The organism is Paraburkholderia fungorum (assembly GCF_046026025.1).
Lineage (GTDB): Bacteria > Pseudomonadota > Gammaproteobacteria > Burkholderiales > Burkholderiaceae > Paraburkholderia > Paraburkholderia fungorum_E.
Window position 1 is genome coordinate 78,578 of record NZ_JAQQFL010000029.1, and the last position, 24,230, is coordinate 102,807.

The 24,230-nt window shown below is 61.9% G+C and carries 24 protein-coding genes; 15 read left to right on the top strand and 9 right to left on the bottom strand.

What is annotated here, in order from left to right; translation table 11 throughout:
• Positions 1–2: 2 nt before the first annotated feature.
• The 5 genes from PQR67_RS27340 to nac form a co-directional block, all read right to left on the bottom strand.
• Positions 3–1,019 (bottom strand): 5-oxoprolinase subunit C family protein, encoded by a 1,017-nt coding sequence (locus tag PQR67_RS27340; protein WP_408465961.1) that lies wholly within the window; start codon positions 1,017–1,019, stop codon positions 3–5.
• Positions 1,016–1,687, bottom strand: coding sequence for a 5-oxoprolinase subunit PxpB (pxpB, locus tag PQR67_RS27345; protein ID WP_408465962.1), 672 nt, complete (start codon positions 1,685–1,687; stop codon positions 1,016–1,018). The genes PQR67_RS27340 and pxpB overlap by 4 nt, the downstream gene beginning before the upstream one ends.
• Before the next feature lie 83 nt (positions 1,688–1,770).
• Entirely contained in the window at positions 1,771–3,123 is a 1,353-nt protein-coding gene (gene accC, locus PQR67_RS27350) for an acetyl-CoA carboxylase biotin carboxylase subunit (protein ID WP_408465963.1), read from the bottom strand.
• A gap of 6 nt (positions 3,124–3,129) precedes the next feature.
• Entirely contained in the window at positions 3,130–3,630 is a 501-nt protein-coding gene (gene accB / locus PQR67_RS27355) for an acetyl-CoA carboxylase biotin carboxyl carrier protein (protein WP_408465964.1), read from the bottom strand.
• A gap of 222 nt (positions 3,631–3,852) precedes the next feature.
• The gene (gene nac, locus PQR67_RS27360) at positions 3,853–4,779 is read right to left on the bottom strand and encodes a nitrogen assimilation transcriptional regulator NAC (protein WP_120342553.1); all 927 of its coding nucleotides are present in this window, start codon (positions 4,777–4,779) and stop codon (positions 3,853–3,855) included.
• A 275-nt stretch (positions 4,780–5,054) separates the two neighbouring features.
• Between nac and PQR67_RS27365 the strand changes: the two genes are divergently transcribed.
• The 6 genes from PQR67_RS27365 to PQR67_RS27390 all read left to right on the top strand — a co-directional run bounded on the left by PQR67_RS27365 (position 5,055) and on the right by PQR67_RS27390 (position 11,782).
• Positions 5,055–6,263 (top strand): aspartate transaminase, encoded by a 1,209-nt coding sequence (locus PQR67_RS27365; protein WP_408465965.1) that lies wholly within the window; start codon positions 5,055–5,057, stop codon positions 6,261–6,263.
• 169 nt (positions 6,264–6,432) lie between these two features.
• Entirely contained in the window at positions 6,433–7,506 is a 1,074-nt protein-coding gene (locus tag PQR67_RS27370) for a porin (RefSeq protein WP_408465966.1), read from the top strand.
• Between the two features lie 207 nt (positions 7,507–7,713).
• Positions 7,714–8,856, top strand: a complete 1,143-nt coding sequence (locus PQR67_RS27375) for a Re/Si-specific NAD(P)(+) transhydrogenase subunit alpha (RefSeq protein WP_408465967.1) — start codon at positions 7,714–7,716, stop codon at positions 8,854–8,856.
• Positions 8,857–8,866: 10 nt separating this feature from the next.
• Entirely contained in the window at positions 8,867–9,199 is a 333-nt protein-coding gene (locus PQR67_RS27380; protein ID WP_408465968.1) for an NAD(P) transhydrogenase subunit alpha part 2, read from the top strand.
• Positions 9,196–10,635: an NAD(P)(+) transhydrogenase (Re/Si-specific) subunit beta gene (locus tag PQR67_RS27385; protein ID WP_408465969.1), complete on the top strand. Its 1,440-nt coding sequence runs from the start codon at positions 9,196–9,198 to the stop codon at positions 10,633–10,635. The genes PQR67_RS27380 and PQR67_RS27385 overlap by 4 nt, the downstream gene beginning before the upstream one ends.
• Before the next feature lie 112 nt (positions 10,636–10,747).
• Positions 10,748–11,782, top strand: coding sequence for an L-idonate 5-dehydrogenase (locus PQR67_RS27390; protein ID WP_408465970.1), 1,035 nt, complete (start codon positions 10,748–10,750; stop codon positions 11,780–11,782).
• A gap of 146 nt (positions 11,783–11,928) precedes the next feature.
• On the opposite strand, the gene PQR67_RS27395 is transcribed toward PQR67_RS27390, so the two are convergent.
• Both PQR67_RS27395 and PQR67_RS27400 read right to left on the bottom strand, forming a co-directional pair.
• The gene (locus PQR67_RS27395) at positions 11,929–12,597 is read right to left on the bottom strand and encodes an RraA family protein (protein WP_408466000.1); all 669 of its coding nucleotides are present in this window, start codon (positions 12,595–12,597) and stop codon (positions 11,929–11,931) included.
• A gap of 167 nt (positions 12,598–12,764) precedes the next feature.
• Positions 12,765–13,154 (bottom strand): hypothetical protein, encoded by a 390-nt coding sequence (locus PQR67_RS27400; RefSeq protein WP_408465971.1) that lies wholly within the window; start codon positions 13,152–13,154, stop codon positions 12,765–12,767.
• A 460-nt stretch (positions 13,155–13,614) separates the two neighbouring features.
• Here PQR67_RS27400 and oxlT point away from each other — a divergent pair, with 460 nt between their 5' ends.
• From oxlT to PQR67_RS27420, 4 genes are all read left to right on the top strand, one after another.
• Positions 13,615–14,946, top strand: a complete 1,332-nt coding sequence (gene oxlT, locus PQR67_RS27405) for an oxalate/formate MFS antiporter (protein ID WP_408465972.1) — start codon at positions 13,615–13,617, stop codon at positions 14,944–14,946.
• Positions 14,947–15,010: 64 nt separating this feature from the next.
• Entirely contained in the window at positions 15,011–16,753 is a 1,743-nt protein-coding gene (oxc, locus tag PQR67_RS27410; protein ID WP_408465973.1) for an oxalyl-CoA decarboxylase, read from the top strand.
• Between the two features lie 26 nt (positions 16,754–16,779).
• Entirely contained in the window at positions 16,780–18,030 is a 1,251-nt protein-coding gene (gene frc, locus PQR67_RS27415) for a formyl-CoA transferase (protein WP_120342772.1), read from the top strand.
• A 132-nt stretch (positions 18,031–18,162) separates the two neighbouring features.
• The gene (locus PQR67_RS27420; RefSeq protein ID WP_408465974.1) at positions 18,163–18,594 is read left to right on the top strand and encodes a PAS domain-containing protein; all 432 of its coding nucleotides are present in this window, start codon (positions 18,163–18,165) and stop codon (positions 18,592–18,594) included.
• A gap of 77 nt (positions 18,595–18,671) precedes the next feature.
• Here the strand turns inward: PQR67_RS27420 and PQR67_RS27425 are convergent, their stop codons facing one another.
• Positions 18,672–18,812: a hypothetical protein gene (locus tag PQR67_RS27425; protein ID WP_408465975.1), complete on the bottom strand. Its 141-nt coding sequence runs from the start codon at positions 18,810–18,812 to the stop codon at positions 18,672–18,674.
• A gap of 296 nt (positions 18,813–19,108) precedes the next feature.
• Between PQR67_RS27425 and PQR67_RS27430 the strand changes: the two genes are divergently transcribed.
• Together PQR67_RS27430 and PQR67_RS27435 are read left to right on the top strand one after the other, a co-directional pair.
• The gene (locus tag PQR67_RS27430; RefSeq protein WP_408465976.1) at positions 19,109–19,543 is read left to right on the top strand and encodes a universal stress protein; all 435 of its coding nucleotides are present in this window, start codon (positions 19,109–19,111) and stop codon (positions 19,541–19,543) included.
• 39 nt (positions 19,544–19,582) lie between these two features.
• On the top strand, positions 19,583–19,738 hold the full coding sequence (locus tag PQR67_RS27435) for a hypothetical protein (RefSeq protein WP_408465977.1): 156 nt from the start codon (positions 19,583–19,585) through the stop codon (positions 19,736–19,738).
• 38 nt (positions 19,739–19,776) lie between these two features.
• Here the strand turns inward: PQR67_RS27435 and PQR67_RS27440 are convergent, their stop codons facing one another.
• Positions 19,777–20,094, bottom strand: coding sequence for a DUF1840 domain-containing protein (locus PQR67_RS27440; protein WP_408465978.1), 318 nt, complete (start codon positions 20,092–20,094; stop codon positions 19,777–19,779).
• 533 nt (positions 20,095–20,627) lie between these two features.
• On the opposite strand from PQR67_RS27440, the gene PQR67_RS27445 reads away from it, so the two are divergent.
• The 3 genes from PQR67_RS27445 (at position 20,628) to PQR67_RS27455 (ending at position 24,092) form a co-directional block, all read left to right on the top strand.
• Positions 20,628–21,791 carry an HPP family protein gene (locus tag PQR67_RS27445; RefSeq protein WP_408465979.1) on the top strand — a complete coding sequence of 388 codons (1,164 nt, stop codon included), beginning with the start codon at positions 20,628–20,630 and terminating at the stop codon, positions 21,789–21,791.
• Positions 21,792–21,881: 90 nt separating this feature from the next.
• Positions 21,882–22,295: a MarR family winged helix-turn-helix transcriptional regulator gene (locus PQR67_RS27450; RefSeq protein ID WP_408465980.1), complete on the top strand. Its 414-nt coding sequence runs from the start codon at positions 21,882–21,884 to the stop codon at positions 22,293–22,295.
• A 6-nt stretch (positions 22,296–22,301) separates the two neighbouring features.
• Positions 22,302–24,092 (top strand): chloride channel protein, encoded by a 1,791-nt coding sequence (locus PQR67_RS27455; RefSeq protein WP_408465981.1) that lies wholly within the window; start codon positions 22,302–22,304, stop codon positions 24,090–24,092.
• The last annotated feature ends 138 nt before the right edge of the window (positions 24,093–24,230 follow it).

The following is a 24,230-nucleotide window of genomic DNA, read 5'->3' on the forward strand; positions in this document are numbered from 1 at the left end:
TTTCAATGTCGGGAAGGACGGAACAGCGCAACGAGATTGCGCACCTTGACGAGATAGCTGTGCAGCTCTTCCAGCGCGATGACGGCGTCCGCATAGGTCGTCTGAACAAAGCGAATCTTCGTACCAATGCGCGCCTGCGCAAGCCGCCACAAATCGGCTTCGATCACGGTGCCGATCTTCGGATAGCCGCCCGACGGCTGCGCGTCCCGAAGCTGAATGATCGGCTGTCCGCTATGCGGCACCTGGATCACGCCCGGCACGATCCCATGCGAGCGCTTTTCGATCGCATGCGTCGCAACCAGAGTCGGACCGGCGAGGCGATAGCCGTATCGGTCGCTCTGCGGCGTCACTTTCCAGCCATCGCGCCAGAACGCCTCCAGCGATTCCGGCTGATAGCAGTCGTACTCCGCGGCGGGCAGCACGCGCACCACGGTTTCGCCGGAGTCGGCGGCGGGCCGCGCTAACGGAGCCGGCAACGCATATTCGGGCGGCACGGTGCCGAATCCCGCCGCGTTGACGGGATCTTGCAGCACGGCCGGGTTTGCCGCGCCGGCCAATCCGACGGTCTTCACCACATCGCCCTTCTGCAACTGCCGGCCGTTGTAGCCGCCGAACTGGCCGCGCAACTGCGTGCTGCGAGAACCGAGCACCACGGGTACATCCACCCCGCCCGCCAGCGACAGATAGCAGCGTGTGCCGCTGGTCGGCACGCCGATCGTCAACACGTCGCCCTGTTTCGCCTGCACAGTCCACCACGGCAGTACCGGCCGATCGCCGAGACGCGCCGAACAGTCCGCGCCGGTGATGGCGAATGCAAGATCTTCAAGGAAGCGGATACGAAACGGAAACATCGGAATTTCGATGCCGGCCGCGTCGTCCGGATTGCCAAGCAATAGATTGCCGATCGCGAGCGCCAGGCGGTCCATCGCGCCCGCCGTCCCGACGCCGTAACGCAGATAGCCTTCACGCCCCTGGTCCTGCACCGTCGCGAGCGCGGCCGAAGACAAGATCTCGATCATGGAACAATCCTCTCGACGCGAAAACGGATCATGTCGCCGGGGGCGAGCGTCGCCGGATTGTCACGCGTGGGGTCGAAGAACGACATCGACGTATGACCGATGGTGTTCCAGCCACTCGGTCCCGCCGATGCCGAGACCCCCGTCTGCACGCCGCCGATCGACACCGCGCCGCCGGGCAAACCCAGCACCGGCACCTTGCGTCGCGGTGTGGCGATGCGCGGGTCCATTCCGCCCAGATAGCAGTAACCCGGATGGCTGCCGAGCGCATAGACCGTATAGAGCGGCGCGCAATGCAACTGCACCACCTCGTCGACGGACAAACCGGTGTGACTCACCACGTCCTGCAGATGCGGTCCGAACGCCCCCCCATACTCCACCGGCAACTCCACCACCTTCCCTTCGATCCGCAATTCGCCCGCCGTGGCCCACGCGTCGCGTAATGCGGCGCCGAGGGAATCCGGGTCCGCGGGGGGCGTGGAGAACGTCAGCATCAGATTGGTCACGCCCGGCACCGCTTCGCGCACGCCCGGCCAGGATTCGACCTCGCGGGCCAGCGTCCAGATGCGGCGCTGCGTGCGCAGATCGAGTGCGCCCGGCGCTTCGAACAGCATGGCCGTCGTGCCCAGCATGCTGATGCAAAGCGGCTGCTCCGATTCATCCTGTTTCATTACAAGGGCGGTCCTCTGTGAATCCCGTCGCAGCCGTTCGACTGCGTCCGCGTGCACGATCGACGCAGGTTCAACCGTCAGCGTCATGTCTGTTTCCTCTTGGCGAGCCAGCGCTCCAGATGATGAATATCGACCCCGCCCTCAACGAATCCTTCGTCCTCGAGCATGGCCTGATGCAATGGCACGTTGGTGCGAATGCCTTCGACGCGCATCTCCGAGAGTGCGACGCGCATGCGCGCCAGCGCCTCTTCACGGGTTGCGCCGTGCGTGATCACCTTGGCGATCAGCGAGTCGTAATACGGCGGTACGACCGCGCCGCCGCTCATATGCGAGTCCACCCGTACGCCGTTGCCGCCCGGCAGTTCCCACACGGAAATCTTCCCGGGGCAAGGCGCGAAAGTGAATGGATCCTCGGCGTTGATGCGGCATTCCAGCGAATGACCCAGCGGGCGAATATCCGACTGACGAAGGGTCAACGCGTGCCCCTGGGCGATCCGGATCTGTTCGCGCACGATGTCGATACCCGACGTCATCTCCGTCACGGGATGCTCGACCTGCAAGCGCGTGTTCATTTCGATGAAATAGAACTGGTCATGCTCGAACAGGAATTCGAAGGTACCCGCGCCGCGGTAATTCGTCTGCCGGCAGGCTTCGACGCAGCGCTCGCCCACTTGCCGGATCAGCGCCGGGTCGATGCCGGGCGCGGGCGCCTCTTCCAGTACCTTCTGATGACGCCGTTGCAGTGAACAGTCACGCGAGCCGAGCCACAACGCATTGCCATGCGTATCGCACAAGACCTGAATTTCAACGTGACGCGGATGCTCGAGAAACTTCTCGACATAAAGCTCGGGTTTGCCGAACGCGCGGCGCGCTTCCTCGCGCGTCACCGAGACGGCCTCGAGCAACTGCTCGGGGCCCGGCACGACGCGCATGCCTCGACCGCCACCGCCGCCCGCCGCCTTGACGATCACCGGATAGCCGATGTCTTCGGCCGCGCGCAGGATCTGCGCCGGGTCGTCCGGCAGACCGCCGTCCGGACCCGGCACACAGGGCACGCCCGCCGCGCGCATGGCCCGTTTGGCGGCGACTTTGTCGCCCATGGTCCGGATGGACTCGGGTTCAGGGCCGATGAACGCCATGCCCGCCGCCTCGACCTGCGCGGCAAACTCGGCGTTTTCCGAAAGAAAACCGTAGCCGGGATGAATCGCCTGCGCGCCGCTCGCGTGCGCCGCGAACAGGATCGCGGTCCGGTTCAGATAACTCTGTCCAGGTGCGGCAGGACCGATGCACAACGCCTCGTCGGCGAGCCGCACATAGCGTGCCCCGGCGTCGGCCTCGGAATGCACGGCGACGGTTTTAAGGCCTAGTTCACGACAGGCGCGCTGGATTCGAAGCGCGATCTCACCACGATTGGCAATCAGTACCTTGTTGAACATGGTCGATCAGCCGATCCGGAACAGGGGCTGTCCGGATTCCACTTCGCTGCCCGGCGTCACGAGAATCTCCAGAATCGTGCCGCTGAGTTCGGACTCGATCGCGTTGAACATCTTCATGGCCTCGATCGTGCAGAGCACCTGTCCCGCTTCGATCGTGTCACCAGGATTCACGAAGGGCGCCTCACCCGGCGCCGGTGTCAGATGAACCACGCCGAACATGGGGGCGCAGACAAGTTGCGCTTCAGCTTTTTCGTTGGCGGGGGTTGCGGGGGCTACGCGGGCTGCATCGGCTGATGACGCCGGTTCGCCGGGCGGCGTTTGGGCACCCTGCACGCCTGAGGCGGACGTCGTGGCAACGGGCTCGTCGCCCAATGGCGCATCGGCCCGCTTGCCGCGCCGTTTCGCCTTCACGAGCTTGACCCGTTCCTCGCCCTCGATCACTTCGAGCTTGGCTAGCGGCGATTCCGCCAGCAGGTCGATCAGCGCCTTAATCTTCTGGAGATCCATCTTTGAGTCCGTGGCCGGTTGGACGCACGCCGGTCGACTGGCATGCGCGAAGCGCCGTTGGGGCAGCATGGCAGCCGATTCGATCTCCGGTTGCCTCGCCCGCGTGACGGCTAGCCTCGTCGCTCCGGTTCACTGCGAACCGGGCGATCGACGATGGACTCAATGTATCCGGCGCATAAAAATTGCGCCAAGACGGTTTGGCTTTGTAGCGATAAGGCGCGCTTATGTATCGGCGCCGGACTCGAAGCGCACGTCGAGCGCGAGGTCGCCCGCCAGTTCCAGCAGGATGTCCTTGACGGCCGCGGCGGGCTCGGAAAGCGGCAGGTGGTCGGACAGACACACCGAAAGAGGAATCTTGATGACGGGCGAAACGATCCGGCATTGCACGACGTCGCCCGCCGCCGCCACGACCCGCGCGGTGGAATCGGGCAGGATAGTCGCGCCGATACCCGCGCTCACTGCCGCCGACAACGTCGACGCGGATTCGATTTCGGCCACCACCTTGGGGATCATCTGCACGCGCGCGAACCCCTCGTCGACGTACTTGCGCAGATAGTTGTACGGACGCGGCAGCAGCAAAGGCACGTCGCGCAATTCAGTCACGCCGATCTGCTCCTGCGTGATTCCCATGCTGCGCGGCGCGACGAGGAACAGTTCCTCATTCATCAGAAGCTGGAACGAGAGGCCGTGTACGGGCTTGTCGCCATACAGCACGGCCATATCCATGCGCCCGTTCATGATCAGCTCACTGAGCGTGGTGCCGAAATTCTCGTTGATGTAGAGAAGAATATCCGGATGCCGGGCGCGCACGGTACGCAACAGCGGCAACGACAGCGCCGACGCGCCAGTGCCTGGCGCGAGCCCGACCGACACCTGGCCGGACAGCGTCTGACCGGCGCTCTTGACGTCGGCCTGAGCCTGTTCGTACTGGCGCAGGATCAGTTGGGCGTGGCGATATAGCGTCGCGCCCGCCTCAGTGGCGGTGACACCCCGCTTGGTGCGCACGAGCAGTTGTTGCTGGAACTCGTCTTCGAGCGTGATCAACTGCTGGCTCAGCGCCGGCTGGGCTATATGAAGCACCTCGGCCGCCTGCGTCAGGCTGCCGATATCGACGATCTTCACAAAGTACTTCAAACGCCGCAGGTTCACGGTAGTCGCGTCTCAACGTTAAGGGATGGCAACAATGATAGGGCAAGCGCCGTCCGCCGCACAGTGCCGAAAGAAACTTCCCGAGCGCCCCGGTTAGGCGAAAAACCCCGCCTGTCAGCGTATTCCCGCATGAACCTCGCTCAGCAAACGCCAAACGCGCACGCGCTGCGCCGCGTCATAAGCGGATGTTATTGCGCCAGCGGAAAGACATCTTGGCTTGAACTTTTTCGCGCGCTTAAGGTGAGGCCTCGTCAAATGCCGTTGAGGAGTCAAGAGTGAGTGCATCGCGAATTGCCGCCCGCGTCCAGCGAATCAAACCTTCACCGAGTAGTGCCGCGGCCGACCGGGCCGCGGAATTGCGGCGGCAGGGCAAAACCATCGTCAACCTCGTGGTCGGCGAACCCGATTTCGACACGCCGTCGCACATTCGCCAGGCCGCTTTCGACGCCATGGAGCGTGGCGAAACACGCTACACGCAAACGGCGGGCACCCCGGCGCTGCGCGCCGCCATCGCGGCAAAGCTGCAACGCGAGAACGGTCTCTCATACGATCCGAAGCACATCATCGTGACGTGCGGCGCCAAGCACGCCATCTTCAATGCGCTCGCCGTCACCGTGGAAGCCGGCGATCAAGTCCTGATTCCCGCCCCGTACTGGGTGTCTTACCCGGACATGGCGCTCGCCTGCGACGGCGAACCGGTCGTCGTGTCCTGCACCGAGGAAGACGGATTCAAACTGACGCCCGCAAACCTCGAAGCGGCGATCACGCCGCGCACGCGCTGGCTAATCATCAATTCGCCGACCAATCCGACCGGCGCGACGTATAGCGCCGGGGAACTGCGTGCCCTGGCGGATGTGCTGCTGCGCTACCCGCAGGTGCTGGTGATGATGGACGACATCTACGAACACATCCGCTTCGAAGGCGAAGCGTCGCAACACCTGCTCTCGATCGAACCCGAACTCGGCTCGCGCACCCTCGTCGTCAACGGCGTTTCCAAAACGTATGCGATGACCGGCTGGCGCATTGGCTACGCGGCCGGCCCTGCCGACCTGATCGCGGCCATGGACACGCTCCAGTCCCAATCCACCAGCAACGCGAGTTCGATCAGCCAGGCCGCCGCGCTCGCGGCGCTGACCGGCGACCAGACGTTCGTGCAGCAATCCGTGCAGACCTACAAGGCGCGCCGCGACCGCGCGCTCGAAGCCCTCAACGCGATTCCCGGTATCAGTTGCAAAACGCCGGGCGGCGCCTTCTATCTGTATGTCAATTGCGGCGGCATGATCGGCCGCACCACGCCGCAGGGCAAGCGCCTCGAGGGCGACGCGGATGTCGTTCTGTATCTGCTCGAGCAGGCCGGCGTCGCCCTGGTTGCCGGTTCGGCCTATGGCGTTTCACCTTTCTTCCGGATGTCGATCGCCACGCGTGTCGAGACTATCGACGAGGGCTGCCGGAAGATCGCCGCTGCCGTTGCGGCACTGACCTGAGAACACGGCGACGACGCGAATACATCACTCAGCGTAGCGTCGTCGCTTTGTAAAAAGAAATGCCGCGCCAAGAGGACGCGGCAGTCGGCTTGGAGTTTCAACTTTCGTCAATCTGCAAGGGGATCTATTCGTGAAAAATCATACATTAGTCATACTAACTGGTTTTGGATTGGCAATCTCCGGAATCGCACACGCGCAGTCGAGCGTCACCTTATACGGCATCATCGACGAAGCGGTGCGCTATGACACTCACCAGAACAAGTCCGGCGGGAAGCTTTTCACGATGGGCAGCGGCGGCCAGATCCAGGGTAGCCGCTGGGGTCTGCAGGGCACCGAGGATCTTGGCGGCGGGTTAGCCGCCATTTTTCAACTCGAAGGCGGCTTCACGCCAAATACCGGTGTGACACAGCAATCCACGCCGTCGGGCACTGCCCGTCTGTTCGGCCGCACCGCGATGGTCGGGCTGAGCAGTACCGCCTACGGCACGTTGACGATGGGACGCCAGTACACGCTGGTGCATGAAATGGGGTGGACGCACGATATTTACGCGTTCGCCAACTACACCGGCACGGTCGGCTTTCAGGGCGCCGGACTTACCGGCGGCGGCCGTCTGGACAATACCGTGCGATACACCTCGCCGACACTCGCCGGCTTCACCCTCAAGGGCGCCTATACGTTTGGCGGCGTAGCGGGCAGCATTCATCAGAACTCGTCGCCGGCTGTCAGCCTCTCGTACGACAAAGGCCCCTTGAGCGTCGGCGCGGCCTACCAGGTCGTCAACGACATCGGCGGCCTGACGCCCGCAACCAGCACCTATGGCAGCACCTACTTCGGCGTAACGATCCCGGACAGCTCGCAAAAGATCTTCACCGCGGGCGCAACCTATAAGTTCGGCGCGGCGAAGGTGTTCGCTTCGTATATCTACAGCCACGTCTATCCGGCCGATTATCGCAACGACTCGTTCTCCACCGCGCTCCAGTACTACATCACGCCGGCACTCGTACTCGATCTGCCGTTCTACATCGACTTCGTTCATCACGCGGGCCAAAGCGGCACCCGTATCACCGGCGGTCCGACGTTCGATTATTTCCTCAGCAAGCGCACCGACGTCTACGTCGGCGTGGACTACAACCACCTCACCGGCGCATGGACGACCCTCGCCGCCGCTTCCGGCTCGAATCAACCGTTCTACGGCTACAACTCGCTGTTCGAAGCCACGATCGGTCTGCGTCACAAGTTCTAGGATCGACCGGGTTTTTTGCCGCGCTTTTTGCCGCGCGTTTTTCCTCGCTATTCGTCTGTCCGGTGTCACCCGGCGCCAGCAGACCTCTCCGCAGGTCAGGCCACATCGGGCCGCGCAGTCCTGTCCCGATCGTCGACGCGTAACACCTGAATCAGAAGGCGGCCCTCGAACCGCCCATTTCGTCCATCCATCCCAGGAGGAACACTCATGAATATCGGCATTCCTGCCGAAAGCCGCGCCGGTGAGACACGTGTCGCCGGCACGCCGGAAACAGTCAAAAAGCTCACCGCGCAGGGGCATACCGTTCTAGTGCAAAGCACGGCGGGTGAGCAGGCCCATTTCCCGGACACGGCTTACGCACAGGCCGGTGCAAGACTCGTCGGCCCTGCCGAAGCCTTCACCGCCGATCTCGTGCTGAAGGTACAGACCCCGACCGAAGTCGAACTTCAGCACATGAAGCGCGGCGCGATTCTCGTCGGCATGCTCAACCCGTTCGACGGGGATCAGGTCGCCCGAATTCGCGCTGCAGGCGTAGCCGCGTTCGCACTCGAATCGATTCCGCGTACCAGTCGCGCGCAAAGCATGGACGTGCTGTCGTCGCAAGCCAATATCGCGGGCTACAAGGCCGTGCTGCTGGCAGCGAGTTTGTACCAACGATTCCTGCCCATGCTGATGACGGCCGCGGGCACCGTCAAGGCGGCCCGCGTACTCGTGCTCGGCGCAGGTGTCGCGGGCCTGCAGGCGATCGCCACGGCAAAGCGGCTCGGCGCGGTGATCGAAGCGTCGGATGTGCGGCCCGCCGTCAAGGAGCAAATCGAATCGCTGGGCGCCAGGTTTCTCGACGTCCCGTGCGAAACCGACGAAGAGCGTGAAGCCGCCCAGGGGGTAGGCGGCTATGCGCGCCCCATGCCGGCTTCGTGGATCACACGCCAGAGCGCCTTGGTCCACGAGCGGGCCAGACAGGCCGATATCGTGATTACGACCGCGCTGATTCCCGGTCGCACGGCCCCCACGCTGCTCACCGAAGAGACCGTCCGCGAGATGAAACCGGGCTCGGTGATCGTCGATCTGGCTGCCGGCAGAGGGGCCGGCGTGGGCGACCGGCATGGCGGCAATTGTCCGCTGACCGAAGCGGATGCGGTGGTGCTGCGCCACGGCGTCCATATCGCCGGCTATACGAATCTGCCGGCCATGGTCGCGACAGATGCCTCTTCGCTCTACGCGCGCAACGTATTCGATTTTCTGAAACTGATCATCGATACGGATGGCAATCTGAAGATCGATGCCAGCGACGATATCGTCGCGGCGACCTTGCTGGGTCACGATGCTTCGATGCTGAAAACGGCATAAAGAGACCGTCATGGAACTCATCACTCATACCACCACCAATCTCATCATTTTCGTTCTGGCGATCTATGTCGGCTACCACGTGGTCTGGAACGTGACCCCTGCGCTGCATACGCCGCTCATGGCCGTCACCAACGCGATATCCGCGATTGTCATTGTCGGCGCCATGCTGGCGGCGGGACTGACCGTGGGCGGCGCGGGCAAGGCATTCGGCGCGCTCGCGGTGGCGCTCGCGGCGGTCAACGTATTCGGCGGCTTCCTCGTCACGCGCCGCATGCTTGAAATGTTCCGGAAAAAAGAGCCTAAAAAGGCCACCGCAAACGAAGCCAACGGAGTCTCGCGATGAGCATGAATGTCGTCACCTTGTTGTACCTGGTCGCCTCCGTGTGCTTCATCCAGGCGCTCAAAGGGCTGTCGAATCCGAAAAGCGCCCGGCTCGGCAATGCCTTCGGCATGGTCGGCATGGCGCTCGCCATTCTGACGACCATCGCGCTGATTGCAAAACAGGCGTCTTCGCTCGGCTCGGATCTGATGCTCGGGCTGACGGTGCTCGTCGTCGCGCTCATTATCGGCGGTGCGGTCGGCACCGTGGTTGCCGCGCGCGTCGAGATGACCAAAATGCCCGAATTGATTGCGGCCATGCACTCGTTGATCGGACTGGCCGCCGTTTGCATCGCCTACGCGGTGGTTTCCGAGCCGTCCGCTTTTGGACTAAGCGCAATGGGCGGCGAGCTGCCCTATGGCAATCGCGTGGAATTGTTCATTGGCACCTTTATCGGCGCGATTACATTTTCCGGATCGGTGATCGCGTTCGGCAAGCTGTCGGGCAAATACCGGTTCCGCCTGTTTCAAGGCGCACCGGTCGTCTATCGCGGACAGCACGCACTCAATCTGATACTCGCCATCGCAATGGTGGGCTTCGGAATCGCATTCTTTCTGACCCAGTCATGGCTGCCCTTCATCGTCATGACGGCGATCGCGTTCGCGCTTGGCGTGCTGATCATCATTCCGATCGGCGGCGCCGACATGCCGGTGGTCGTCTCGATGCTGAACTCGTACTCGGGCTGGGCCGCCGCGGGCATCGGCTTCTCGCTGAATAACCCCATGCTGATCATTGCCGGATCGCTGGTCGGTTCTTCCGGCGCGATTCTTTCGTACATCATGTGCCGGGCGATGAACCGGTCGTTCTTCAGCGTGCTGCTCGGCGGCTTCGGCGCAGAAACCGCGACTGAAGGCGGCGCCAGGCGGGAACAGCGCCCGGTCAAATCGGGTTCCGCCGACGACGCCGCGTTCCTGCTCGGCAATGCGGAATCGGTCGTGATCGTTCCGGGCTATGGCCTCGCGGTCGCGCGAGCCCAGCATGCGCTGAAAGAGTTGACCGACAAGCTCACCAGCAAGGGCATCGACGTCCGCTATGCGATCCATCCGGTGGCCGGCCGGATGCCGGGTCATATGAACGTGCTGCTCGCGGAAGCGGAAGTGCCGTACGATCAGGTGTTCGAAATGGAGGACATCAACGCGGAGTTCGGCCAGACCGACGTCGTGCTCGTGCTCGGCGCCAACGACGTGGTCAATCCCGCCGCGAAGACAGACCCGGGCTCGCCGATCGCCGGCATGCCGATTCTGGAGGCTTATAAGGCGCGCACGGTAATCGTCAACAAGCGGTCGATGGCATCCGGATACGCCGGTCTCGACAATGATCTGTTCTATATGGACAAAACGATGATGGTGTTCTCCGACGCCAAGAAGGTCATCGAGAACATGACCAAAGCGCTCGAATAGGCATCCATAAGCGACGATTATCGGCCCAGACAACATCGCTCTTTGTCGGACGGGGTATCAGCCGCTACCGTATAGCGTGCTGACCCCGCATTCACCGTTATAGGCACTTACCATGCACGCACTCGTCATTCACGCCCCCCTCGACCTGCGCATCGAGGAGGTTCCCACGCCTGAACCGGAGGCCAACCAGTTGCTCGTGCGGGTTCGGGCGGGCGGCATCTGCGGGTCCGATCTTCACTACTTCAATCATGGCGGCTTCGGCACGATTCGTATCAAGGAACCCATGGTGCTCGGCCATGAGGTGTCGGGCGCCGTCTCGCGTGCGGGACCCGGTGTGACGGACATGCCGGCCGGTACGCGGATCTCCATCAGCCCGAGTCGGCCTTGTGGTCTGTGCCAGTACTGTCAGCAAGGGCTGCAGAACCACTGCCTGGATATGCGCTACTACGGCAGCGCGATGCGCACACCGCACGTGCAAGGCGCTTTCCGGCAGGAGATCGTGATTGACCGTTCACAGGCGCATGTCGTGGCGGATTCGTTGAGCGATGCGGAAGCCGCGATGGCCGAACCGCTGTCCGTCGCGCTTCACGCCGTTCGCCGCGCGGGTCCGTTGCTCGGCAAGCGGGTACTCGTCACGGGATGCGGCCCGATCGGCGCGTTGATCGTGGCGGCCGCGCGCAGAGCCGGCGCGGCGACGATCGTGGCAACCGACGTGAATACACTGCCGCTCGACAGCGCGATAAAAGTGGGCGCCGACCTTGCGCTCAATATCGCGGAGACGCCGGACGCGCTCAAGCCGTTCGCCGCCGACAAGGGCAGCTTCGACGTTCTGTTCGAGGCGAGCGGCAACGCGGCGGCATTGCGCGGTGCGTTCGACGTGCTCAAACCGCGCGGCGTGATCGTCCAGGTCGGTCTCGGTGGCGACATCGCCTTGCCGATCAACGTGATTGTCGCCAAGGAGTTCGATCTGCGTGGGGCGTTCCGCTTTCACGAAGAGTTCGCCGTTGCCGTCGAACTGCTGAACAAGGGATTGATCGACGTGAAGCCGTTGATCTCCGGCATTTTCCCGTATCAGGATTCGGTCAAGGCGTTCCAGACTGCGGGTGACCGTTCAAAATCGATGAAGGTGCTGGTGAGTTTCGATTGATCGCGCAAGTCAGGCGGCGGCGAACGCGGTAATCCGCGTTCGCCGCCGTGTGTCCACGCATGGCGCATGCCACGACGATCATAGACCGCAAAGAAACCGACGTCCCACTGCGGACGTCGGTTCTCGCTCTGCTCTTACTGGGTTGCTCAGTTATTGCAGCGTGCTTCGAGCGCATCGATAAACGCGCGGTTCCAGCGGCCTTCTTTCATCGCCCGCATGGTCTCGGCTTCCGCTTCCAGAACGGCCAGCGCTTTTTCGATGACATGCTCGGCATCTTCCTGCGCAATGGCCAGCAGACCGTCCTGATCGCCGACCACGATGTCCCCCGGGTTCACCACCATGCCACCCACCGACACCGTCACATTGATCTCGCCCGGGCCGTCCTTGTACGGCCCCCGGTGCGTGACACCCCGCGCGTAAACCGGAAAGTCCCGATCGCGAATTTCCGCGACATCGCGAATCGCACCATCGACAACCAAACCAACCACGCCCGCATGGGCGGCGTAGAAAGACAGAATTCCGCCGACTACCGCATTGTTGAGATCGCCACCGGCGTCCACGACCAGTACGTCGCCTGGGCGGCAAAACTCCAGGGCGCGCAGGTACGTCAGGTTATCCCCGCCTCGTGAGCGCACGGTAACCGCGGTGCCCGCCATGGTTTTTTTGCCGGGCCGTTGATAAGGATGGAGTCCCACGCTGCCGATGTTGCGATGCATGTTGTCGCTGAGCGCGGAGACAGGAATATCACGCAACGCGGTAAGGATCTTGTCGGCAGCTTGAGGCGCCGAAGGGTTTTTCCTGATGGCTTTGTACATGGTCGATCTTCGCTTCCGGGTAGAGGGGGGCGGCTCATGCAGGTCAAAGGCGAACAGGCACGACGCCGCTGTCACACGGCTATAACGGTATATCTCCCCCACACATCGCGCCAAGACTGGTTCGTTCTTGCACGATAGGAAACGCTTATGAAACGCACGTGCCGCGTCTAGACACCCGCCAGTGCAGGCAGATCGATCTCGTACGACGCGCGCTCGCGCCGGCTGCTGATGCGCGGCTGACGTGCCGCCTGGCTCGGATATGCCTCGCTCTCGACACGCCTCGGCAGGATCACCGGATAGCGGGCGTTTTTCCTTTCGAGAATGGCCCGGCTTAGAAAGCCGGGGCTATACGCATTGAGCAGGTGCGCATGGTGCGCTTGGATGTAGGCCGCAATCCGCGCCTCCTCACCATCGATCATGGCTAACAGCGCAAGCGTGCTTGCATCCCAACGGAAGCGCAGACCGAGCTCCTCGAATGCGCTGTTGTAGGCGCACAGTTGCGCATCGACTTCCGCATCATGCGCGCTCTCGTAAGCGTCGGACTGGGACGGGTTCATGGTCGTCTCCTTCAGGAAAATGGCATGACCCAAGAATAGGAGGACGTATCAATAAACAATAGTTAAAGTTTTTTCGAAAAACGATAGTGTTTTATGTATACATCGCTCTCACTCCGCAACTGTGCCCGAGTCGGGATACCTGGACCGCTGCGTTGCGTCTCTCACCACCCTCCCAGTCAGAAGCGGCAAACCCATCCATTAGCCATACCGAATACAAACCATAAAATGTTTTAATTTTTACTTATCGCTGTTCACGCGCAGCATCCCCTCAGACGCGCTCCACGCCAAACACCTGTCACCCCGTTGTCGTGAGATCGGCGGCTAAAGCTTTTCGTTAGTGCAATTCCCCTGGCCGACCACTGGCGCTTCATTGCCCTCAGACACATCGGCAAAGAAGCGATTCGATCACGTCAGTCCAACGCGCCAATCGAGCGTGACGGAACTATAGGAGACGAATGACATGGGACATTCCAACGTATCCCAGAGCGGCAGAACGGCGTTCACGCATCACCGCTGGGTGCAACTGGCGATCGGCATCGTGTGCATGGGACTCGTCGCGAATCTGCAATATGCGTGGACCCTGTTCGTCGTACCGATGGATAACGCCCACCACTGGGGCCAGGCGGCCATCCAGACCGCCTTCACTGTCTTCATCGTGACCGAAACCTGGCTCGTGCCCGTCGAAGGCTGGCTCGTCGACAAGTTCGGGCCGCGTCCGGTGGTGATCGGCGGTTCTGTGTGCGCGGCGCTCGGCTGGATCATCGACGCACATGCAAGCACGCTCGCCGAGCTCTACATCGCGGCGGTCATCGCCGGCATCGGCGCGGGCTGCGTGTATGGCACCTGTGTGGGCACGGCGCTCAAATGGTTTCCGGACAGGCGCGGTCTCGCGGCCGGTTTGACCGCTGCCGGTTTCGGCGCCGGCGCGGCCGTAACCGTGATTCCGATCGCCGACATGATTCAACGCTCGGGCTACCAGCACACGTTCATGTTCTTCGGCATCTTTCAGGGCGTCTGCATTCTGCTGCTCGCCACCCTGCTGATCCGACCGAAACCGCCCGCCACCGCGATCGCGGCCAAACGTGTGGTGGCAAGCAAGATCGACTACACGCCCGGCGAGATGATCCGCTCACCGCTCTTCTGGGTGCTGTATCTGATGTTCGTCTTCGTCGCGGCCGGCGGCATCATTGCCACCGCGCAGCTTGGGCCGATCGCGAAGGAATACGGCTTTGCCAAACTGCCCGTGAATCTGCTGGGCGTCACGCTGCCGCTGCTCACCATGACGCTGTCGATCGACAATCTGTGCAACGGCTTCACGCGCCCGTTATGCGGCTTTCTGTCGGACCGCATTGGTCGCGAGAACACCATGTTCATGATCTTTCTCGGCGAAGGCGTAGCACTCCTCGGGCTCATGCAGTTCGGGCACAACCCCTACGCGTTCATGTTCTTCGCAGCAGCCGTATTCCTCTGCTGGGGTGAGATCTTCTCGATCTTCCCGGCAACCTGCGCGGACACGTTCGGCAGCAAATACGCCGCCGCTAATGCGGGAACGCTTTATACCGCGAAGGGTACCGCGTCGATGCTGGTGCCGATCGCATCAGTGCTGTCCGCGAACGGCGGATGGAGCACCGTGTTCATCTCCGCGGCGGTGATCTCGATCGCGGCAGCCGTGTCCGCGAAATTCATCCTCGCCCCCATGAGAAAGCGTTGGATCGAGAACTCAGGCGCGCCAGCCGGCGTGGTCATCGCTGAAGCGCGGCTGCAGCCGTCGCCTGGCGGTTCGCCCGAATAAACAACACCGTGAGCGCGCAACTCACGACGAATCCCACGAAGCCCCGTGACCAAGGAGACACATCATGGCAGAAGCCGATAGGCCCGCAGCAGAAACGACCCCGAATCAACAGGCAACCGAGACGACCGATGGATTTCATCTCGTCATCGACGCGCTGAAACTGAACGACATCAACACGATCTTTGGTCTTGTCGGGATCCCGATCACCGATCTCGCACGGCTTGCGCAAGCCGAAGGCATGCGTTTCATCGGCTTTCGGCATGAACAGCACGCGGGCAACGCAGCGGCCATTAGCGGCTTCATGACGCAGAAGCCGGGGATCTGTCTGACGGTATCCGCACCGGGTTTTCTCAACGGCCTGACCGCGCTCGCCAACGCCACCACCAACTGCTTCCCGATGATCCTGATCAGCGGCTCGAGCGAGCGCGAGATTGTCGATTTGCAGCAGGGCGATTACGAGGAAATGGATCAATTGAATGCGGCCAAGCCGTATGCGAAGGCCGCGTATCGCGTGTTGCATGCCGAAGATATCGGCATCGGCGTGGCGCGCGCGATCCGCGCGGCGGTGTCGGGCCGCCCGGGTGGCGTCTATCTGGACTTGCCGGCCAAGCTGCTCGCGCAAACGCTGGACGCCGTGAAGGCGCAGCAGTCGCTGGTCAAGGTGGTCGACGCCGCACCGCGCCAGTTGCCGGCGCCGGAGTCGGTCAGCCGCGCGATCGATGTGCTGAAGAGCGCGAAGCGTCCGCTGATTCTGCTCGGCAAGGGCGCCGCCTATGCGCAGGCTGACGCGGAAATCCGCGCGTTCGTCGAGCAAAGCGGCATTCCGTATCTGCCGATGTCGATGGCCAAAGGTCTGTTGCCCGATACGCACGAGCAATCGGCGTCGGCCGCGCGCTCGTTCGTCCTGCAGGAAGCCGACGTCGTCGTGCTGATCGGCGCGCGTTTGAACTGGCTGCTCTCGCATGGCAAGGGAAAAACGTGGGGCGCGGCGCCGAAAAAATTCGTCCAGGTCGATATTTCACCGACCGAAATCGACAGCAACGTCGCGATTGCCGCGCCGGTGATCGGCGATATCGGCTCATGCGTGGCGGCCTTGCGCGCCGGCCTCGATGCGGGATTTGCGAAGCCGGACACGGAATGGACCGGCGCGATTGCCGAGCGCAAAAGCAAGAACCTCGCAAAGATGGCCGCCACGCTCGACCAGAACCCATCGCCGATGAATTTCCACAGCGCGTTGCGCGCGATCCGCGATGTGCTGAAGACCCGCCCCGACATCAACGTCGTCAACGAAGGCGCGAACACCCTCGACTACGCACGCAGCATCATCGATATGTCAGAGCCGCGCAAACGCTTCGATTCCGGCACGTGGGGAATCATGGGCATCGGCATGGGTTTCGCGATTGGCGCGGCGGTGACGAGCGGCAAACCCGTTGTCGCGATCGAAGGTGACAGCGCCTTCGGCTTCAGCGGCATGGAGCTCGAAACCATCTGCCGTTACGAATTGCCGGTTTGCACGATTGTGTTCAACAACAACGGCGTATATCGCGGCACCGACGTGAACCCGACAGGCGGCAAGGACGTCGCGCCGACGGTGTTCGTGAAGGGCGCGCGCTACGACAGGATGATCGAAGCATTCGGCGGGGTTGGCCACCATGCCACCACCCCGGAAGAGCTGACGAAGGCATTACTCGAAGCGATTGCCTCGGGCAAACCGACTTTGATCAATGCCGTGATCGATGAAGCAGCCGGCACCGAAAGCGGCCGTCTGACCAATCTGAATCCGCAAAGCGCGGCGATGAAAAAGTAATCCAGCGTAACCACGGAGAAACCAAAGTGACCAAACCTCTCGAAGGCATCAAGATCATCGACTTCACCCACGTGCAGGCCGGCCCTGCATGCACCCAGTTGCTCGCCTGGTTCGGCGCCGACGTGGTCAAGGTCGAACGGCCCGGCTCGGGCGACGTGACGCGCAACCAGTTGCGCGACATCCCCGACGCCGACGCGCTTTATTTCACCATGCTCAACAGCAACAAGAAGTCGCTGACGTTGGACACCAAGAAGCCCGAAGGCAAGGAGATACTCGAAAAGCTGGTGCGTGAATCCGACGTGCTGGTCGAGAATTTCGGGCCGGGCGCGTTGGACCGGATGGGTTTTTCATGGGAACGCCTGAACGAACTCAATCCGAAGATGATCGTTGCGTCCGTGAAAGGCTTTAGCGACGGTCACCACTACGACGACCTGAAGGTCTACGAAAACGTCGCGCAATGCGCGGGCGGCGCGGCGTCCACCACGGGCTTCTGGGACGGTCCGCCGACCATTAGCGCTGCTGCGCTCGGCGACAGCAACACCGGCATGCATCTGGCCATTGGCATTCTGACCGCGCTGCTTGGGCGCGACAAAACCGGCAAGGGTCAGAAGGTCGCTGTGTCGATGCAGGACAGCGTGCTGAACCTGTGCCGCGTGAAGCTGCGAGACCAGCAACGGCTGGAACGCGTGGGTTATCTCGAGGAGTATCCACAGTATCCGCACGGCGAATTCAGCGACGTGGTGCCGCGCGGTGGCAATGCGGGTGGTGGCGGTCAGCCGGGTTGGGTGCTCAAGTGCAAGGGCTGGGAAACGGATCCGAACGCGTACATTTACTTCACGATCCAGGGCCACGCGTGGGAGCCGATCTGCAAGGCACTCGGCAAACCGGAGTGGATCAGCGACCCGGCCTACAAGACCGCCGAGGCGCGTCAACCGCATATCTTCGAGATCTTCGGCACCATCGAAGCATGGCTTGCCGACAAGACCAAATTCGAAGCGGTCGACATCTTGCGCAAGTTCGACATTCCGTGTGCCCCGGTACTGACCATGAAGGAACTGGCCAACGATCCCTCGCTGCGCGCGAGCGGCACGATCGTTGAAGTGCCGCACAAGAAGCGCGGTTCGTATCTGACGGTCGGCAGTCCGATCAAATTCTCGGATATGAAGCCGGAGGTCACTGCATCGCCGCTGCTCGGCGAACATACGGACGAAGTGCTGGCAAGCCTTGGCTATAGCAAGCAGGACATCTTCAATCTGCGTGAAATCAAGGCGGTTTAGCGATTGAGCCGTGTCAGGCCGCGTGCCCGTGTGTATGCTCGGGCCTGTGGAGACGGCGCCCTTCGCGGACGCCGTCTCCAGGTATCCGAGTATCCGGTTCAGAAATCCGCGTTTTACATTCCGGGGAGCACCATGCAAACAAGCATCGACTTCGAGCAACTCGTCAACGCAATCGGCGACGCGATCGTCATTTCGGATGCCGAAGGCAGCATCACATTGTGGAACCCGGCAGCCGAACGCATGTTCGGCTTTACGCAAAGCGAGGCGCTGGGAAATTCGCTTGATCTGATCATTCCGGAGCGTTTGCGCGGCCGCCATTGGGACGGTTATCACAAGACCATGACGACAGGCGAAACCCGCTATGGCAATGACGTGCTGCGCGTGCCCGCCGTGCACAAGGACGGGCACTCGCTATCGATTGCCTTCACGGTTGCGTTGCTGCATTCGCCGCAAAACGAACTGACGGGAATTGTTGCTGTGATTCGCGACGAGACCAGCCGCTTCCAGGAGGATCGCTTGCTGCGCAAGCGCCTCGCGGAACTGGAAGCGGTCGCACGCGCGTAGACAGCCGAAACACGGCCACCGGCGCAGCTAGCGCGCCGGGCAGGCCACGTGCTTAACGCATCACTCCGGCCGTCATATCACTCGACAGGCGGCTCGCCTTCGCCTCGTTTCCTGGCGGCCTTATCTTCCGCTTCGTCACGTTTCGGTATCTTGCTTTTTTCGTTATCGCTGTGCTTCACCGGCTGCGGATGCCTGAGTTTTTCGTCGACGTCAATCATGGCTCTCCTCCCTCGCCCTTGCTGATCACCCCGCGGCAATCACGGGGCCAGTACCGCAATGCGGCAAAAATCACACTGCTGCGCTTTGCCGGCATCGATCACTTCTCCGCCCCCGAATCAGGGCCACGACAGACGTCATTGCCGGACGTCTAAATATCTCATGTTGTGATGTTCGACCGATCTGTCAGGCTCGTCAAGAGGGCCATCCGGTCATGCTGCCATGCTGTCGAGTCAGACACCAACATATGTCATGTCGTGATATATAATGAAATCAAGGATTCACTTCAGAGTGCGCCATGGCCCCGTTCAACCGGATACTTCTCTGTTACGACGCCACCCCGGAGGGGCGGCTCGCGTTGCGCTACGGTGCGGCCCTTGCGCAGCAGCTGCAAGCTGAAACCCATCTGCTCTCGATTTTCGACTGCACACATTGGGCAGGCGGATTCGATGTTCTGTCGTCGATGAAATTCGAGTTCGATGAGCAGGCGTCGCGAGAAACGCTACGCGAAGGAATCGACTGGCTACACACATGGGGTGTGACCGCAACGGGACACTATTCAGCTGGCAATGCGATCGATCAGATTTCCCGTCTGGCGGATTCATTGAGGGTGGACCTGATCGTCATCGGACATCACCCGCACGGTTTCTTTGCGCGCTGGTGGACAGGCGAGAACCACGCATTGCTGCTCGACCGCGTCTCTTGCGGCGTCCTGTTCAAAGTGGCCGCCTGACAATCCTGCGTGTTTTCTAATCGGGAGGCGAAGATGATAATGGATCTTCTGGTACAGATCGCAGTTGCGGCCGCAGTGCTGGTGATGGTGATTCTTTTCGTTATCGCTCAGGACACGCGGCCCAATCCTCGTGAACGGATTCTCCGGCACGCAGCCAGCAAACACTGGTGGAACCGCACGCGCCACGAACCTTAATGCCGCTTGCGGCATCGACTCGCGCGGTTGTCCCGCCTCTACAGCCCCCAGATAATGTCGGCGTTCTGTTTGCTGGCTTCGCGCATCATGTCGAGAAATGGCCAGGCCCGCTGCGACAGCCCGCTGCTGGATTCCTGCCGGCGTTCGCGGGAATACTGCAGCGATTCGAGGGCAATCTCCGCTTTGTCATCGTCCGAAATCGCCGCTTCGAGGCGGCTGATTGCACGCGGCAACTCGTCATGAAGGATGACCCCACGCGTATCGAGCCGCTTGCCCACAAGACCCAGCAGGTACTGGGCAAGGTCTCTGAGCATCACGACATCGGGCGTAGCGGGTGATTGAAACGTGATCAGCATAACGACTCCTTGCTTCGATCCGCATTGCACCAGCGCACCGGAAACCCTTCGGACTCACCGCGCAGGACTGGCGCAACGCATCTTTCGCACTGTGGTGCAGTGCGACCCCGACAACCGGCGCTCATTTCCTGAGGCAACGGCTGGGGCCTCCACGATGGCCGGCTTTGCGCATCGGCGCGCGACACGGCATCCCCAAGGGCGCGTGCCATCCGGGCAAATCATCTTTGTAGTTTCATCCGGACTGCGCCTGTCAAGAACCGATCATCAGAAGGCCTGTCTCTATTTTATATCACAACATGATCCAATCAAGCTGAAAATGGGATCGGGCGGGCCACCTGTGGCCAGACGTGGAATAAGTCCGACCCGCGTGTCAGCGAAAATCTGACGGATCACGGCGCTGCGAAACGTACTTTTATATCACAATGAAATATAATCATGACGACATGTTCTTTCGCTTCGTAGGAGTTTGGCCTTAAGGTGTGCTGCCGTCCTACGTGATACCCACCACCCTTCCTACTCGAACCCTGTCCCCCTTGTCCCGTTACGCTCTGATCCGCTGGTTTTCCGGCTTTGCCCCCCATCCCATCGCCGTCCGCTGGCCCGAGCGCTTCAGATCGTGCCTCGGCGCCTTGCTTGGCATTGCGTTCACTGGCGGGACCATGCACCTCCTTCTGGGACCAGCGGCAAGCATTCCGCTGCTTGTGGCGCCAATGGGCGCTTCGGCCGTGCTGCTGTTCGGCGTGCCTGCCAGTCCACTCGCGCAACCGTGGTCCATCATCGGCGGCAATCTCGTTTCCGCTACGGTCGGTGTGGCCTGCGCAAACTGGATCGCCGACCCGGTGGGCGCCGCCGCGCTGGCCGTCGCGCTGGCAATCTGCGCGATGTTCGCGTTGCGGTGCGTGCACCCGCCCTCGGGCGCGGTCGCCCTCACCGCGGTTCTGGGCGGTCCGGTAGTACACGCTCTGGGCTATCGCTTCGTGCTCGAACCGATTGCGATCCAGTCAGTGGCGTTGCTGTGCGCGGCAATCGCATACCACGCGGCTACCGGACATCGATACCCGCACGTCGCCCAGAGTTCGAGCCGGAGTCCGGCAGCATCGGCTGCGGCATCGAACGAAGGTTTCACACGCGCGGATCTCGAGTCGGTGCTGAGCCGGCGCGGCGAATTGCTCGATATCGACACGGACGATCTGGAATCCCTGCTGCGCGACGTTCAGTTGCAGGCCTACGCGCGCACGTTCAATGAACTGACCTGCGCGGACATCATGTCTCGTTCGCTGGTCGCGGTGTCGGCCACCACGCGAGCTTCCGCCGCCTGGAGTCTGCTGAAACAGCGCCACATCAAGGCACTCCCGGTTACTGACGAGAAGCAGCACGTGATCGGTATCGTGACCCGCACTGACCTTGTCGACAAACGCGCTTTCGGCAAAGTGTCCGGTCTGTCGTCGCCCGTGCAACGCTGGTTCCGGCGCAGCATCACCCCGGCGCCGCTGGTCGGCGCCCTGATGAACATGGACGTTCGTACGGTCGACGCGACGACCCCGATCGTCGAGTTGGTGCCGGTGTTCGCGAACTACGGGCACCACCATATTCCCGTTCTGGACGCGAATCAGCGGCTTGCGGGGATGATCACGCAGGCCGACCTCATCGCGGGGTTGTATCGGCAGGCTTACGCCCAGCGGCAACGCGCGGCATAGCGCCATCGTCGATATCTGAGAGCTGAACACGCGCATAAATATCATGACATGATACAATTTGCGTCTTGCCCATTTCCTCCCAGCACGCCGATGAAAACACTCAATCGTGGCCTCACCAAGGCGGACTTCGCGCAACTGTCCGAGTTTCGCTACCAGATGCGGCGCTTCGAGCGTTTTTCCGAGCAGGCCGCCCAGGGCGAAGGGATTACGCCATTGCAGTATCTGCTGCTCCTGCATATCAAGGGGTATCCGGAGCGCGACTGGGCCACCGTCGGCGAACTTGCCGAACGGCTCCAGGCCCAGCATCACGGTGTAGTCGCGCTGGTATCCCGCTGTGAGGCGCTCGATCTGGTTCGCAGAAAGGTCAGCGAAACGGATCGCCGCCAGGTCGAAGTTCATCTGTTGAAAGCGGGCGAGGCAGTGCTTGCCCGTCTCGCCGAAATGCACCGTGCCGAACTGAAGTCGCTCGAAGGCGCGTTTAATGTTCCCAGGATTGATTTTTGAGTCACCATGAGTCTCGATACCCATAAACGCGATTTCTCTTCCAACGCACGGCTTCCCGGCATTTCCGCACTCGCTGCGGGTATCGGCGCCCTTAGCACGCTCGCCGCGTTCGTGCTGCTGAGCCTGATTCATCTGTTCACGAATCTGTTCTTCTTCCAGCAGTTTTCGTTTGCGGACCGCTCGCCGGCCGTCAACACGCTGGGTATCTGGGTGGTGATCATTCCTGTGATCGGCGGCCTTATCGTCGGTTTCATGGCCCGTTACGGATCGGAGAAGATTCGCGGGCACGGCATTCCCGAAGCGATCGAAGCCATTCTGTTCGGCAAAAGCCGCATGTCGCCGAAAGTGGCGATTCTCAAGCCGCTCTCGTCCGGCATTGTGATCGGCAGCGGTGGGCCGTTCGGCGCCGAAGGCCCGATCATCATGACAGGCGGCGCATTGGGATCGCTGATCGCGCAATGCGTGAAGGTCACCTCCGCGGAACGCAAGACGCTGCTGGTGGCCGGCGCGGCGGCGGGCATGACCGCCGTCTTTGGCACACCGGTGGCTGCGGTCCTGCTGGCGGTCGAACTGCTGCTGTTCGAATGGCGCCCGCGCAGTTTTCTGCCGGTCGCCTTGGCGTGCGCGGTCGCGGGGTTTGCCCGCGCGGCGTTCTTCGGCACGGGGCCGCTGTTTCCGCTTGAGACTGCGCCTCCCGGCGCGTTGTCGCTGCTGTCCTGCGTCATTGCGGGTCTGATGTCCGGTGCGCTCGCATCGGGTCTGTCGGCCGCGTTGTACAAGACCGAAGATCTGTTCGGCAAGCTGCCCATTCACTGGATGTGGTGGCCCGCGCTCGGCGGCCTCGTGATCGGCATCGGCGGCTTTATCGAACCTCGCGCACTGGGGGTCGGCTACGACGTGATCGGCGACCTGCTGCACCAGCACATTGCCATCCAGATCGCGCTGGCGATCCTGGTCGTGAAGGCAGTCATCTGGGTCGTGGCACTGGGTTCGGGCACCTCAGGCGGCGTCCTTGCGCCGTTGCTGATGCTCGGCGCGGGGCTCGGCGTCGTGTTCGGCCATGTGCTGCCGGGCGGCGAACCGGCCCTGTGGCCGCTCGTCTGCATGGCGGCCACGCTCGGCGCCACGCTGGGTGCGCCGTTGACCGCAATCGTATTCGCCTTCGGCCTGACCCACGACAGCAACGCATTACTGCCGCTGCTCGCCGCAACGCTCATCGCGCACGGGTTTGCAACGGTCGTCATGAAGCGCTCCATAATGACCGAGAAAATTGCCCGACGGGGTTATCACATTTACCGGGAATACGGCGTCGATCCGCTTGAGCGCCACCACGTCGACGAGGTGATGTCACGCACGGTCGAGACCATCGATGGCGAGATATCCGTGGGCGAAGCGCTGGAAACGTACTTCGGCACGACCCAGACCCATCGCGCCTATCCGGTCGTGCATCAGGGCAAGCTGGCGGGCGTCGTCGATCGCGCGGTGCTGGAAAAAATTCGCTGCGACGAGACAGAGCATGCGCTCGACTCGCGCCTCTACGAAGTGTTGCGCCATCGCTTGCCCACTTTTGCATTGCCCGGTGAAACCTGCCGGCTCGTGGCAACGCGGCTGGCGGTGCACGGCCTCGAGCGGTTGCCCGTGGTCGCGGATGCCGAAACGTTGCAACTGATCGGCATTGTGTCGCGCAGCGATCTGATCAAACCCTCTCTTGCCCACTTCGACGAAGAACACAAGAAAGAACGCTTCCGGCGCTTGCGAGTTCCCACCGGCAAGCGGCACTTTCCGCCAGTACCCTGAGTTAGCGACCAGTCAGCACAGTCAGCGGGCAATCAGCTCCAACAACAGTTACGCCCGCTCTGTGTGCCCCTTCGGGGGCACTTCCTCCTGTCTTTCCCATCCCCTCAATCAGCATATATATCTCACAAAGTGATATAT